Below are 14247 nucleotides of genomic sequence, written 5' to 3' on the forward strand. Positions count from 1 at the left end.
AGGTGAAGAGTTCAATGCAAGCAATGCGTGGCTGGTCGACGCGATTTGCGCCGTGGGTCGGCCTGTTCGGCCTCCTGGGCGGTGCGTCGCACGCCCTGGCCGGCGAATATGAAGGCTCGCCGCAAGTGGCCGAATTCGTCGGTGAAATGACCCGCGACTACGGTTTTGCCGGTGAACAGCTGATGGGGGTGTTCCGCGAGGCCCAGCGCAAGCAGTCGATTCTCGACGCGATCTCCCGGCCCGCCGAGCGGGTCAAGCAGTGGAGCGAGTATCGGCCGATGTTCATCTCCGAGGCGCGCATCGCCCGGGGCGTGGACTTCTGGCGCCAGCACGAGGCCGTGCTGGCTCGCGCCGAGCAGGAGTATGGCGTGCCGGCTCAGGTCATCGTGTCTATTATTGGTGTCGAGACGTTTTTTGGTCGTAATACCGGGAATTTCCGGGTGGTCGATGCGCTGTCGACCCTGGGCTTCGACTATCCGCCGCGCGCCGAGTTCTTCCGCAAGGAGCTGCGCGAGTTCCTGCTGCTGGCTCGTGAGGAACAGGTCGATCCGTTGACCCTCAAGGGCTCCTATGCCGGAGCCATGGGCTTGCCACAGTTCATGCCCAGCAGTTTCCGCGCCTATGCGGTGGACTTCGACGGCGATGGCCACATTAATATCTGGACCAACCCGACCGATGCCATCGGCAGTGTTGCCAGCTACTTCAAGCGCCACGGCTGGGAGCCTGGCGAGCCGGTGGTCAGCCGTGCAGACGTGCGTGGCGACCAGGTAGACGAAGGCCTGACCACAGGCATCGAGCCGACGAAGACCGTCGGGGAGTTGCGGGCGCTGGGGTGGTCGAGTCATGATGCGCTGCGTGACGACATGCCAGTCACCGCGATTCGCCTGGAAGGCGAACAAGGCCCTGAGTACTGGATGGGCCTGAAGAATTTCTACGCGATTACGCGTTATAACCGCAGTGTGATGTACGCCATGGCCGTGCATCAGCTGTCTGAAGAGCTGGTCAAAGCACGGGGCGTCAAATAATGCAGGCATTGCCTACCTATCAACCCCTGAAAGCCGGACCCCTGAAGCTGGTAGCGCTGGCTGCGCTGTCGTTGCTGGTCGTCAGTTGCTCCACCAGTCGCCCGCCGGCCCAGAAAACCTCCACTGCCGTGCGCGCCACGCCAGGCCTGGACATCAACCGGGCCCACAAGGACGGCGCGCCGTGGTGGGACGTGGATGTTTCGCGCATTCCCGACGCCACGCCAACCCTGCACACCGGCCCGTACAAGGCCAACCCATACACGGTGCTGGGCAAGACGTATTTCCCGATGGCCGAATCCAAGCGTTACGTCGCTTCGGGCACGGCGTCCTGGTATGGCACCAAGTTCCACGGCCAGAACACCGCCAATGGCGAGGTTTATGACCTGTATGGCATGAGCGCGGCCCACAAGACCTTGCCGCTGCCCAGTTATGTGCGGGTGACCAACCTGGACAACAACAAGGCCGTGATCCTGCGGGTCAATGACCGCGGGCCGTTCTATTCCGACCGCATCATCGACCTGTCGTATGCGGCGGCAAAAAAACTCGGTTACGCTGAAACCGGCACCGCGCGAGTCAAGGTCGAAGGCATCGATCCGCAGGAATGGTGGGCCCAGCGAGGCCGTCCGGCGCCTTTGATGCTCAACGAGCCAAAAGTGGCGCAAAATGCCGCGCCGACCGTGACGGCTTCCACCGGTACGGTCGAGCAATGGTCCCCGCCGCCGCAGCAACATGCCGCCGCCGTGGTGCCCGTGCCGCTCGACGCAAAAAAAAACGCTTCTGCAACAGCGTCTGGCCAGTATCTGCAAGTCGGCGCGTTCGCCAACCCGGACGCTGCCGAACTGTTGAGATCCAAGCTCAGCTCGATGGTCAGCGCGCCGGTGTTCATCAGCTCCATCGTGCGCAACCAGCAGACACTGCATCGGGTACGCCTGGGGCCGATCGGTTCTCCGGATGAAGTCCAGCAGGTGCAGAACAGTGTGCGCCTGGCCAATCTCGGTTCGCCGAGCCTGGTCAGCGCGGAATGATTTGATTGAAGGCCCGCTAGCGGTTGGAGCGGGCCAGGTTGTTGGCTCTACGAATAACAAAAGCCCGGCAAGGGATGTGAGTGAGCAACTTAAATACGCGGCGACCCGTTAGAAGGTTGCCTGTTTAGTTTTGCCTTCGGGCAGTTTCCATTAGCGATTTCGAGAGACGGATGAACATCACCACCTTTGCCAAACGCCTTTGCCTGCTAGTCCCGCTGCTGCTCTCACCTGCCGCGTTCGCGGTCGAGATGATGCCCGCGCCCCCTCAACTGGCCGCCAAATCCTTTGTGCTCATGGATGCCAGCAGCGGTGAGGTCCTGGTGGAGAGCAATGGTGACCAGCGCCTGCCACCGGCCAGCCTGACCAAACTGATGACCGCCTACATCGCCACCCTGGAAATCCGTCGTGGCCAGATCGGTGAAAACGATCCGGTGACCGTCAGCGAAAACGCCTGGCGCACCGGCGGTTCGCGGATGTTCATCAAGGTCGGTTCGCAAGTGACCGTCAGCGACCTGCTGCACGGCATCATCATCCAGTCCGGCAACGACGCCAGCGTCGCCCTGGCCGAGCACATCGCCGGCAGCGAAGATGCGTTCGCCGACATGATGAACAAGACTGCCAGCGACCTGGGTCTGACCAACAGCCACTTCATGAACCCGACCGGCTTGCCGAACCCGGAGCACTACTCTTCGGCTCACGACATGGCGATTCTGGCGCGAGCGATCATTCACGAAGACCCGGCGCACTACGCCATCTACTCCCAGAAGGAATTCTTCTGGAACAACATCAAGCAGCCTAACCGCAACCTGCTGTTGTGGCGCGACAAGACCGTCGATGGCCTGAAGACCGGCCACACCGAAGAGGCCGGCTATTGCATGGTGTCTTCGGCCGTTCGTGACGGCATGCGCCTGATCGCCGTCGTTTTCGGCACCAACAGCGAAGTGGCCCGTGCCGCCGAAACCCAGAAGCTCTTGACCTACGGTTTCCGCTTCTTCGAAACCCAGACCTTCTACCAGAAGGGCACCGAACTGGCCCAGGCCCAGGTGTGGAAAGGCACCACCAATCAGGTGAAGGCCGGTCTGGCTCAGGACCTGACCATGACCCTGCCAAAAGGCCAGCTCAAAAAGCTGGTCGCGACCATGACCATGAATCCGCAAATGATCGCGCCAATCGCCAAGGGCGACGTGATCGGCAAGGTGGAAGTCAAACTGGACGACAAAGTGGTGCACAGCGCCGACCTGATTGCGCTGGACGCGGTCGAGGAAGGTGGTATCTTCCGCCGCATGTGGGATAGCATCCGTCTATTCTTCTACGGCTTGTTCAACTGATTGAAGTGTTGACCTGCATGGCCCCGTTCCTTTCCGGTGCGGGGCCATGTGCGTTATCACGGCTTACGAGGCCGTTACGCCATGACAGACTCAGAAGTAAAGGCGCCAAAGATCGAGTTTCCTTGCGAGGATTATCCGATCAAGGTAATTGGCGACACCGGTGTGGGATTCAAGGACAAGATCATCGCGATTCTTGAAAAACACGCCACCGTTGATCACAAGACCCTGGCCGAACGCCAGAGTACCAACGGCAAGTACACGACGATTCAGTTGCACATCATTGCCACCGGTCAGGAGCAGCTGTACGACATCAACAGCGAGTTGCGAGCGACCGGGTTCGTGCACATGGTGTTGTGATGCCGGGCACGCTGGGCTTTCGCGAGCTGGGCCAGATGGCTTACGAGCCGGTCTGGCATGCCATGCAACGCTTCACCAACGACCGCGGCACCACCGCCGGTGACGAAGTCTGGCTGGTGCAACACCCGCCGGTGTTCACCCAGGGCCAGGCCGGCAAGGCCGAACACCTGTTGCTGCCGGGGAATATCCCGGTGGTGAAGACCGACCGCGGTGGCCAGGTGACCTACCATGGCCCCGGTCAATTGGTGGCCTATCTGTTGCTGGACGTACGCAAGCTGGGGTTCGGTGTACGCGAGCTGGTCACCCGCATGGAGACCTGCCTGATCGAACTGCTGGCCAGCTACGGTGTGATAGCAGCGGCCAAGCCGGATGCTCCGGGTGTCTACGTCGACGGAGCGAAAATTGCCTCTCTGGGTTTGCGCATCCGCCATGGTTGTTCGTTTCACGGCCTGGCGTTGAACGTGGACATGGACATGGAGCCGTTTCGACGGATTAATCCCTGTGGCTATGCAGGGCTGGCGATGACCCAGCTGTGCGATCACACAGGATCGATTGAATTTGCCGAGGTAAGTGCCCGGCTGCGCGCGCAGCTCGTCAAACACCTCGACTACGCTGAGCAGACGACCCTCACGGGCGGAATCGACTGATATGACTACTGATGCTGTGCAAACCATGATCCCGACGCTGGATGTTACCGAGCGTCCGGCCCCGCGTGCCAAGGTCGAGGCCGGCGTAAAGCTGCGCGGCGCCGAGAAAGTTGCACGTATCCCGGTCAAGATCATCCCGACCACCGAACTGCCGAAGAAACCTGATTGGATCCGCGTGCGCATCCCGGTTTCGCCGGAAGTCGACCGCATCAAGGCGCTGCTGCGTAAACACAAACTGCACAGCGTCTGTGAAGAAGCGTCCTGCCCGAACCTGGGGGAATGCTTCTCCGGCGGCACCGCCACGTTCATGATCATGGGCGACATCTGCACCCGTCGCTGCCCGTTCTGTGACGTCGGCCATGGTCGGCCGAAGCCATTGGACGTGAACGAACCCGAAAGCCTGGCCATCGCCATTGCCGACCTCAAACTCAAGTACGTGGTCATCACCTCGGTGGACCGCGACGACCTGCGTGACGGTGGTGCCCAGCACTTTGCCGATTGCATCCGCGAAATCCGCAAGCTGTCACCGAACGTGCAGCTTGAGACGTTGGTGCCGGACTATCGCGGTCGCATGGACATCGCACTGCAAATCACCGCCGCCGAGCCGCCGGATGTCTTCAACCACAACCTGGAAACCGTACCGCGCCTGTACAAGGCTGCGCGTCCGGGTTCGGACTACCAGTGGTCGCTGACCTTGCTGCAACGCTTCAAGCAGATGATGCCGCACATTCCGACCAAATCCGGCTTGATGCTGGGCCTGGGGGAAACTGACGAAGAAGTCATCGAGGTCATGAAGCGCATGCGTGAGCATGACATCGACATGCTGACCCTGGGTCAGTATCTGCAGCCTTCGCGTAGTCACCTGCCGGTGCAGCGTTTTGTGCACCCGGATACCTTTGCCTGGTTTGCTGAGGAAGGGTACAAGATGGGCTTCAAGAACGTTGCTTCCGGGCCGTTGGTGCGGTCTTCGTATCATGCGGATGAGCAGGCTAAGTTGGTCAAGGCTGAGTTGCTCGGGTCTTGATCCTTTAGTTTTTTGGGGCGGGTACATATCCGTTGCTGCGGTAATGGCCTCTTATGGTTCCGCTCTTACAGCGGGTCACTTTTGGAAGAGCGCCAAAAGTAACCAAAAACGCTTTGCCCCACCACTCGGTGCCTCGCCTAGGCTCGGCATGCCTTCACTCCGGCATTGGTTCGTGGGCCCGCCGCGAAGGGCCATCCATGGCCCAGCGCGGCTAACCCGGCATCCATGCCGGGTTACCCACGAACCAATGCCTGCGTTCAGCCAGCGTGGTTAACGGGGCGCCCCAGATCAACGTCCACCGCGAGGCGGCCTGACAGCCGGCCTGGTTTGGGGGTATCGCGTTTCCCCTGTGGGAGCGGGTTTGCTCGCGAAAGCGGTGGTTCAGATACATGGATACTGGCTTTGCTGGCCTCATCGCGAGCAGGCTCGCTCCCACAGTGGGTCTGCGGTTTACATGAGTTTTGTGGCTGCTGAAGATCAAGTGTGGGAGCGAGCCTGCTCGCGATAGTGGTGGTTCAGCCACATAGATGCTGGACATGCCCAGCTCTTGCTTTGCTTTGCTTTAGATCTTGATCTTGATCTTGACGCCCCGTTAAACCACGCTGGCCGAACGCAGGTATTGCGCAGTGGGCATCCCGGCATGGATGCCGGGATAGCCGCGCTGGGCCATGGATGGCCCTTCGCGGCGGGCCCACGGAGCAATGCCTGCGTTCGGGCACACCGAGCCTAAGCGAGGTGCCGAGTGGTGGGGCAAAGCGTTTTTGGTTACTTTTGGCGCTCTTCCAAAAGTGACCCGCTGTAAGAGCGGAACCGCCAGCCGCCGTTACGCAAAAAAACGGATATACACCCATAACCATGCCTAAAAACCGGGAGACTCATGGAACCCACTCACACCCTAAATCCACATCACCCCGTCCCAGCACTCCCGACCGAAGGCCTGATCGCCGTGATCGCCCCCGCCGGTCCAGCAAACCTGGAAACGGACAAAGCCATCCAATGGATGCGCGCCCGGGGCCATGAGCTGCGTATATTCCCAGGTGTGTACGAAAAGGACGGCTACCTGGCCGGCAGCGACGAAGTACGCCTCAACGACCTGCATGCCGCCTTCGCCGACCCAGAAGTAAAAGCGATCATTTGCCTGCGCGGCGGCTACGGCACCCCGCGTTTGCTGGACCGCATCGATTTCGACCTGTTGCGGCGCAACGCCAAGCCCTTCGTCGGCTACAGCGACATCACCGCCTTGCACCTGGCCATCAGCCGATATGCAGGGTTTGTCACCTTTCATGGCCCGTTGCTCAACGCCGATCTTCTCGGCGACAAGGAACCCTCCACCGTCACTTCTTTTTTCAGCCTGTTGCGTGGGCAGTTGAAGGCCGGCAGTGTGCTGAGCCATCCCGCAGCTTATCCATTGACTACCGTCGCACCCGGCATCGCCTGCGGGCGTTTGCTGGGGGGCAATCTGTCGATGATTGCCGCGACCATGGGCACGCCCTACGAAATCGACGCCGAAGGCGTGATCCTGTTGGTGGAAGACATCAACGAGCCGCTTTACCGCATCGACCGTCTGCTGACCCAGTTACGGCTGGCTGGCACGCTGGCAAAGTTGCGGGGTGTGTTGCTGGGGGATGTCGCCGGGGTGGACCTTGAGGCGTTGAACAAGCTGTTCCAGCAGACCTTCGAGCCGTTTGGCATCCCGGTGTTGTCCGGTTGGCGCAGTGGGCATTGCGATCCGAACCTGACGTTGCCCATGGGCGCGTTGGTGACGCTGGATGCGGGGGAGAAGAGGTTGGTGCTGGAGCAGGATGTGGTGGTCAGCCGAGCGCTTGTTGCCTGAAAGTCCCTCATCGCGAGCAGGCTCGCTCCCACACTGGACCGCGTTTGGTAGTCAGCTGTGGGAGCGAGCCTGCTCGCGATGAGGGCAGCGGCCATAAGGCGATCTAGCGGTTACGCAACCCTTCCAGCAGCTTGTGCGTCGGATAACCATCCGCGGGCCAGCCGAACGACTGCTGGGCGCTGCGTATGGCCTTGCGGGTGTTGGCGCCGATGATGCCGTCGGGCGTGCCTGCGTCGAAGTTGTGTTTGCCCAGCAAGGTTTGCAGTTCAAAGCGTTCGCTACGGCTCAAGGGCAGATCGTCCTTGGGCCATTGCCCGCTGATCAGCCCCGCGCCGGCGAAGCGTTCTGACAGCAAACTCACCGCCAGGGCGTACGACGAGGAATTGTTGTACTTGAGGATGGCGCGGAAGTTATCGAGCACCAGGAAGGCCGGCCCGCGATAGCCGGCCGGCAGCAGCAGGGCTGCCGACAAGTGTTCGGCGCCGGCTGGGACCTGGCTGCCGTTGGGCAGGCTGACGCCCAGTTGCAGCCATTCGGAGACGGGTTTGCGGATCGCGCCATCGGCCAGCGGGTAGTCGAACCCTTCTCTGAGTCGTACCTCGAAGCCCCACGGCTGTCCGCGCTGCCAGCCAGAGCTTTGCAGGTAGTGTGCGGTCGAGGCCAGGGCGTCGGTGGCGCTGCCCCAGATATCGCGGCGGCCGTCACCATCGAAATCCACCGCGTGGGTGTTGTACGTGGTGGGAATGAACTGGGTCTGGCCCATGGCTCCGGCCCAGGAACCGAGCATTTTTTCCGGAGCGATGTCGCCGTCTTGCAGGATCTGCAGTGCGGCGATCAGCTGCGCATGGGCAAACCCCGGGCGTCGCCCTTCATAGGCCAGGGTCGCCAGGGAGTTGATCACCGACTTGGTGCCCTGGAACTGACCGAAGTTGCTTTCCATGCCCCACACCGCAACCAAGGCCTGGCGGTCGACGCCATAGCGCTGCTCGATGCTTTGCAGGATGTCGGCATGCTGTTGGACCAGTGTCTGGCCCCGGCGTACTCGCAGCGGCGACAGCGCTCCATCGAGGTATTCCCACACCGGACGGCTGAATTCTGGCTGGCTGCGGTCGGCTCTGATGACGCTCATGTCCGGGCTGACGCCGATAAAGGCGCGATCAAACAGGTCGGCACGGATTCCCGCGGCCAGGGCTTGCTTGCGAAACCCGGCTTGCCATTCGGCGAAAGTTTGCGTGGGGGCGATGACCAGGTTGTCACCGGTCGGGACCACGGGCGGCACGATGGCAGGAGCAGGCACGGCAGGGACGGTCTTGAGCGGTTGGGCGTCGGCGGCGGTAGGTTTTTCTGCGCAGGCGACAAGCAGAACGACGCTTGTGGCTGCAATCAATTGGCGCAGGGGCCAACGACGGGAAAGACAAAAGGGCATGCACGGGTCCAGATAAACAAATCAGATGCTGACCTTATCATGCGCAAAGGAGAATAGGGCTGGTCCGGGTGTTTCAAGCCGCCACAAAGCAAGAAGCCTCCCAGTTGTCAGACTGGAAGGCTTCGCGGCGGTAGCTGCCTTTGCCCTTGGCGGGTCGTTCCTGGCGGCTGCGGAACAGGGGCTGGGCGATGATGGATTTGGCCTTGTTGGGGCCATGCTTGGATGGCTTGTTGCTCATGATGGGATCTCTCGTGGGGTGGTTTTGCGGAGCAAATCATGGGACAGAGTCGGGAGGTTGTCCAGTCCCTGGGGTGTGCAAGAAGTGTCATCAGACGGACACGCAACTTGTGGTGGAAGATGACCCGTGGCGAGGGGATTTATCCCCGCTGGGGCGCGAAGCGTCCCCATTACAAACTGCCTGACACTCCACGGCGCCTAGTTTTGGGGTTGCTTCGCAACCCAGCGGGGATAAATCCCCTCGCCATAGGTATGCAGTGTGCTTCTGCCGAGTGACTACTCAGCGGGCAAAGGGAGTCGCTGCCCAGCCATCAACAGCGACAAGCGGCTCAGGCTCATCCATGGCGACCCTGCCGCCTGACCTTTGATCTGCGCATCGATGCGCTGGGCTTCGAGCAGCAGTTGTGCCCAGCGCGGTGCCGAGTAGCGTTGCAGGGCCTTGCTCATCAGCGGCTTGCGTTTGTCCCACACCGGCGGACGGGCTTGGCTGAAAGCCTTGTCCAACGGTACACCCTGGCTGTATTGCAATGAGAGGTTGGCCAGCAGGCGCAACTCTCGGGCCAGGGCCCAGAGGATCACCGGAGGCTCGACGCCTTCGCCCCGCAAGCCCTCGAGCATGCGCAGGGCGTGGGCGGCTTCACCGTTGAGGATCGCATCGGTCAGCCCGAACACATCGAAACGCGCACTGTCGGCCACGGCGGCCTGTACCGTTTCCACGGTGATCTGCCCGCCCTCGGCCATCAGCTTGAGCTTTTCGATTTCCTGAGCGGCGGCCAGCAGGTTGCCTTCGACCCGGGCGGCGATCAGTTCCACCGCATCCTGGCTGGCTGATAAGCCGGCCTGGGACAGGCGCTGGCGGATCCAGCTGGGCAACTGGCTGACGTCCACCGGCCAGATCTGTACGAACTGGGTCTGCTGACCTTCAACCAGGGCCTTGCCCCATTTGGTTTTTTGCGCGCTGCCGTCGAGTTTTGGCAGGCTGATGAGCAACAACGTGTCTTCAGCCGGTCGTGAGCAATATTCGATCAGCGCGGCGGCGCCCTTGTCACCGGGTTTGCCGGATGGCAAGCGCAGTTCCAGCAGGCGTTTTTCCGCGAACAGCGACATGCTCGCCCCAGCCTGCAACAGCGTGCCCCAGTCGAAACTGGCGTCGGCGGCGAACACCTGGCGTTCGTCGAAGCCTTGCTGACGGGCGGCAGAGCGAATGGCGTCGGCGGCTTCCTGGCACAGCAGCGGATCATCGCCACTGATGATGTAGACCGGCGCGAGGGCGCCTTGCAGGTGTTTGCCGAGTTGGGCGGGAGCGAGCTTCATAAGAGAAGGCGAGCGGGGCGCCGGAGCGCCCCGCAAGGCTTATTCAGAGGGGATTTGCATCGGCGACTGTTGCGGGGTTTCCGCTTCAGCCTTGCGTGCCGCTTCCAGTGCGTCGGCTTCTGCCTTGGCGCGGGCGTCGGCGGTCTGCTGCAACTGGTCCAGTTGGGCTGGGCTCAGTTGTTGCAGGCGCAGCATCATGCGTTGCACGAGGTCACGACGCATTTCGACACGTACTTCGCTCGACTCCTGGTCGGAACTGGTGATGTTGTTGCCATCGTGCAGGTAGACCTTCTGCACTTGCAGTTTGTCGTCCAGCAGTACCAGGTTGTTCTGGCCGCGGATCTCATAGCTCAGGACGTTGTTGAGTTCGTACTCGGCCGAGCGACCGGCACCGGCGTAACTCAGACTGCGCTGGCTTTGCTGTTCACTGGTCAGCACCAGTTTGTACGGCGCGCCGTTGTAGACCTTCACGCCGCTGTTTTCCAGTGAGTCGCGCAGCATCTTCACGGTCTCGCCATAAGCGTCCCGGGCGCTGAGGTCCAGCTCCGTGATGGCCAGCTCGGTGGTGCCGGTGCCGCGCAGCTGGAAGCCGCAGGCGCTCAACAGGACCGCCAGGCCCATTACCAGCAGATTACGTTTGATCATCTTGTTGCTCCCCTTGAAACCCTATGGCTCGACAGTGCGGCCCCGCAGGTTATATTCGGCGCCCGGCCCAAGCCGGCGCCCGATCCAATTAGCTTGCGACGATGTTGACCAGTTTGCCGGGCACGACGATCACTTTGCGGATCGTCAGGCCATCGACGAAGCGCAACACGTTTTCATTGGCCCGTGCGGCGGCTTCGATTTCTTCACGAGTGGCGGCGGCCGGCATTTCGATCTGGCCGCGCAGCTTGCCGTTGACCTGGATGACCAGGGTCAGGCTGTCCTGCACCAGCGCGGTTTCGTCCACCACCGGCCAGCTGGCGTCAATCACCGGGTCAGCGTGGCCCAGGCGGTTCCACAGCTCGTGGCTGATGTGCGGCGTGATCGGAGCCAGCAGCAGCGTCACGGCTTCCAGACCTTCGTGAACCAGTGCGCGATCCTGTTCGGTGCCTTGCGCGGCTTTTTCCAGGACATTCATCAGCGTCATCACCTGGGCGATGGCGGTGTTGAATTTGTGGTTCTGGCCGACGTCATGGCTGGCCTGCTTGATGGCCAGGTGGATCGAACGGCGAACGGCTTTCTGCTCGTCGTTCAGGCCGGCGACGTCCAGTTTGCCCGGCAGGCCCTGAGTGACGTGGGCTTGAGCCAGACGCCAGACGCGCTTGAGGAAGCGGTGCGAACCTTCGACGCCGGAGTCGGACCATTCCGCGCTCATGTCGGGTGGCGAGGCGAACATCATGAACAGGCGGCAGGTGTCGGCGCCGAACTGGTCGATCATCGACTGCGGGTCGACGCCGTTGTTCTTCGACTTGGCCATCTTCTCGGTGCCGCCGATTTCCACCGGCAGGCCGTCGGCGATCAGTTTGGCGCTGATGACCTTGGCTTTGCTGTCGCGTTCGAGTTCGACGTCGGCCGGGTTGTACCAGGTGTAGGCACCGTTGGCTTCGCGACGATAGTAAGTCTCGGCGATCACCATGCCTTGGGTCAGCAGGTTCTTGAACGGCTCGTTGGAGCTCACCAGGCCTTCGTCACGCATCAGCTTGTGGAAGAAACGCGCGTAGAGCAGGTGGAGAATGGCGTGTTCGATGCCGCCGATGTACTGATCCACCGGCAACCAGTGGTCAGCCGCGGATTTTTCCACCAGGCCGCCTTCATAGTGCGGCGAGGCGTAGCGGGCGTAGTACCACGAGGACTCGACGAACGTGTCCATGGTGTCGGTTTCACGCCGGGCCGGCGCGCCGCATTTCGGGCAGCTGCATTCGTAGAACTCGGGCATGCGCGCCAGGGGCGAGCCGGCGCCGTCGGGTACCACATCTTCGGGCAGGACCACGGGCAGTTGATCTTCCGGTACCGGTACGTCACCGCAAGTATCGCAGTGCACGATCGGAATCGGGCAGCCCCAGTAGCGCTGGCGGCTGATGCCCCAGTCCCGCAGGCGGAACTGGGTGCGGGAGGCACCGAGGTTTTTCTTGATCAGGGCCACTTCGATGGCGTCGAACGCGCCGGGGAAGTCCAGGCCGTCAAACTCGCCGGAGTTGATCAGTTCGCCGTGTTCGCCATAAGCGTCCTGCCATGGCGCCGGGGTCTGGTCACCGGCGCTGGTACGCACCACGGCCTTGATCGGCAGGTTGTACTTGTGGGCGAATTCGAAATCGCGCTCGTCGTGGGCCGGAACAGCCATGACGGCGCCGTCGCCGTAGTGCATCAGCACATAGTTGGCGACCCATACCGGGAGTTTTTCGCCGGTGAGCGGATGCTCGACGAACAGCGAGGTCGGCAGGCCTTTCTTCTCTTGAGTGGCGACATCGGCTTCAGCGACGCTGCCACCTTTGCATTCGGCAATGAACGCCTGCAGCTCGGGGTTGTTGCGGGCGGCCAGGGTCGCCAGCGGATGCTCGGCGGCCACGGCGACATAGGTGGCGCCCATCAGGGTATCCGGACGGGTGGTGAAGACTTTCAGATTGCCCGCTTCGCCAATGGAGGCGACGTCGTAGGGGAACTGCACTTCCATGCCCCGGGACTTGCCGATCCAGTTGCGCTGCATGGTCTTGACCTGTTCAGGCCAGCCGGTCAGCTCGTCGAGACTCTCCAGCAGTTCATCCGCGTAGGCGGTGATCTTGAAGTAGTACATCGGGATTTCGCGCTTTTCGATCAGCGCGCCGGAGCGCCAGCCGCGACCGTCAATCACCTGCTCGTTGGCCAGTACGGTCTGGTCCACCGGGTCCCAGTTCACGGTGCCGTTCTTGCGGTAGATCACACCTTTTTCGAACAGGCGGGTGAACAGCCATTGTTCCCAGCGGTAGTAATCAGGCTTGCAGGTGGTGACCTCGCGGGACCAGTCCACCGCCAGGCCCAGGCTGCGCAGCTGGGTCTTCATGTAGGCGATGTTTTCGTAGGTCCACTTGGCGGGGGCCACGTTGTTCTTCATCGCGGCGTTTTCCGCCGGCATGCCGAAAGCGTCCCAACCCATGGGTTGCAGGACATTCTTGCCTTGCATGCGCTGGTAGCGGGAGATCACATCGCCGATGGTGTAGTTGCGCACATGCCCCATGTGTAGCTTGCCGCTGGGGTAAGGGAACATCGACAGGCAGTAGTAAGTCTCCTTGCCTGGCTGTTCACTGACTTCAAAGGACTTTTGCTCGTCCCAGAACGACTGGGCGGCGGCTTCGATTTCACGGGGCTGATAGTGTTCGTGCATGGCTACTTTTGTACTGAATGGGGTGGCCCAATCCTCTTCGTTGCCATGCTGGACGCAGACGACGCCTGATGCGGCGTTTTCGATGCCCAGCCGAGCTGGAAGTGGAGTTACAGGAAGCGCCGTAGCATACATGACCGTGCTCTGCCGAGGGAAACCCTGATTGCGTGCCGGGGCATTGTCGATATCCGGTGACGGCCGCTGTTCAGGGCCGTTGGTCGCGGCGCCCTGCCGGTTTGCCCAGCGAAGCTAAGCTTCTCAATGGGGAGTGAGTCTTATCTTCAATGAGGTGAGGGATGGTTGAATCACAACGTAAAGTAACTACACCTGAGTTGTACGAAAAACTGATCGATCGTCTCGGGGTGGCCCTGGACGCTGCAAGAACCGCCGGTCGCTTGCGCGATGAACGTCCGGCAGAGCTGGAACTGCGTGGCTTGACCCCCGCAGAGTTCGAGCTGGTCAAGGCTTACCTTGAGCAGGTCGGGCATCAAGCCCCCACAAGTGGGGCTCAGCTACTCAAGCGCCTCGATACGCCCCGTTCGGCCAAGGTTGTATGGCTCAAGGATCGGACGCCCACCAGGGATGCTGTAAAAGTCCGGTCACTGCAGTTCAAGTAAAGCCGGATTCACGCTTGTCGCTTTTTTTGATTCAAGATTATTTCGAATCTGTTGTCGCTTTGCGTCAACCCACCTA

13 protein-coding genes are annotated in these 14247 nt (G+C 61.3%); 8 read left to right on the plus strand and 5 right to left on the minus strand.

Annotated elements, in window-relative coordinates; genetic code table 11:
- Window positions 1–14 precede the first annotated feature (14 nt).
- The 7 genes from mltB to BW979_RS07190 all read left to right on the plus strand — a co-directional run bounded on the left by mltB (window position 15) and on the right by BW979_RS07190 (window position 7240).
- Window positions 15–1025: a lytic murein transglycosylase B gene (mltB, locus tag BW979_RS07155; RefSeq protein WP_047229492.1), complete on the plus strand. Its 1011-nt coding sequence runs from the start codon at window positions 15–17 to the stop codon at window positions 1023–1025.
- Window positions 1025–2050 (plus strand): septal ring lytic transglycosylase RlpA family protein, encoded by a 1026-nt coding sequence (locus BW979_RS07160; protein ID WP_047229493.1) that lies wholly within the window; start codon window positions 1025–1027, stop codon window positions 2048–2050. The genes mltB and BW979_RS07160 overlap by 1 nt, the downstream gene beginning before the upstream one ends.
- A gap of 170 nt (window positions 2051–2220) precedes the next feature.
- Complete coding sequence (locus BW979_RS07165; RefSeq protein WP_047229494.1) at window positions 2221–3378, plus strand: D-alanyl-D-alanine carboxypeptidase family protein; 1158 nt, start codon at window positions 2221–2223, stop codon at window positions 3376–3378.
- 81 nt (window positions 3379–3459) lie between these two features.
- A complete protein-coding gene (locus BW979_RS07170) occupies window positions 3460–3735 on the plus strand; it encodes a DUF493 domain-containing protein (RefSeq protein ID WP_047229495.1) in 276 nt (91 codons plus the stop codon).
- The gene (gene lipB / locus BW979_RS07175; RefSeq protein WP_047229496.1) at window positions 3735–4382 is read left to right on the plus strand and encodes a lipoyl(octanoyl) transferase LipB; all 648 of its coding nucleotides are present in this window, start codon (window positions 3735–3737) and stop codon (window positions 4380–4382) included. The genes BW979_RS07170 and lipB overlap by 1 nt, the downstream gene beginning before the upstream one ends.
- A gap of 1 nt (window position 4383) precedes the next feature.
- Complete coding sequence (gene lipA / locus BW979_RS07180) at window positions 4384–5406, plus strand: lipoyl synthase (RefSeq protein WP_047229497.1); 1023 nt, start codon at window positions 4384–4386, stop codon at window positions 5404–5406.
- An 877-nt stretch (window positions 5407–6283) separates the two neighbouring features.
- Complete coding sequence (locus BW979_RS07190; protein ID WP_047229498.1) at window positions 6284–7240, plus strand: S66 peptidase family protein; 957 nt, start codon at window positions 6284–6286, stop codon at window positions 7238–7240.
- A 103-nt stretch (window positions 7241–7343) separates the two neighbouring features.
- On the opposite strand, the gene BW979_RS07195 is transcribed toward BW979_RS07190, so the two are convergent.
- The 5 genes from BW979_RS07195 to leuS all read right to left on the minus strand — a co-directional run bounded on the left by BW979_RS07195 (window position 7344) and on the right by leuS (window position 13557).
- Window positions 7344–8666 (minus strand): lytic murein transglycosylase, encoded by a 1323-nt coding sequence (locus tag BW979_RS07195; protein WP_076383503.1) that lies wholly within the window; start codon window positions 8664–8666, stop codon window positions 7344–7346.
- A gap of 73 nt (window positions 8667–8739) precedes the next feature.
- Entirely contained in the window at window positions 8740–8904 is a 165-nt protein-coding gene (gene arfA / locus BW979_RS07200; protein WP_076383504.1) for an alternative ribosome rescue factor ArfA, read from the minus strand.
- A gap of 275 nt (window positions 8905–9179) precedes the next feature.
- Entirely contained in the window at window positions 9180–10217 is a 1038-nt protein-coding gene (gene holA, locus BW979_RS07205) for a DNA polymerase III subunit delta (protein WP_076383505.1), read from the minus strand.
- Window positions 10218–10256: 39 nt separating this feature from the next.
- Window positions 10257–10862: an LPS-assembly lipoprotein LptE gene (locus BW979_RS07210; protein WP_076383506.1), complete on the minus strand. Its 606-nt coding sequence runs from the start codon at window positions 10860–10862 to the stop codon at window positions 10257–10259.
- A gap of 88 nt (window positions 10863–10950) precedes the next feature.
- On the minus strand, window positions 10951–13557 hold the full coding sequence (gene leuS / locus BW979_RS07215) for a leucine--tRNA ligase (protein ID WP_047229503.1): 2607 nt from the start codon (window positions 13555–13557) through the stop codon (window positions 10951–10953).
- A 293-nt stretch (window positions 13558–13850) separates the two neighbouring features.
- On the opposite strand from leuS, the gene BW979_RS07220 reads away from it, so the two are divergent.
- Complete coding sequence (locus tag BW979_RS07220) at window positions 13851–14171, plus strand: hypothetical protein (protein WP_047229504.1); 321 nt, start codon at window positions 13851–13853, stop codon at window positions 14169–14171.
- Window positions 14172–14247: the final 76 nt, after the last annotated feature.

It is taken from the genome of Pseudomonas sp. A214, from assembly GCF_900156295.1.
In the GTDB taxonomy this organism is placed as follows: domain Bacteria; phylum Pseudomonadota; class Gammaproteobacteria; order Pseudomonadales; family Pseudomonadaceae; genus Aquipseudomonas; species Aquipseudomonas rhizophila.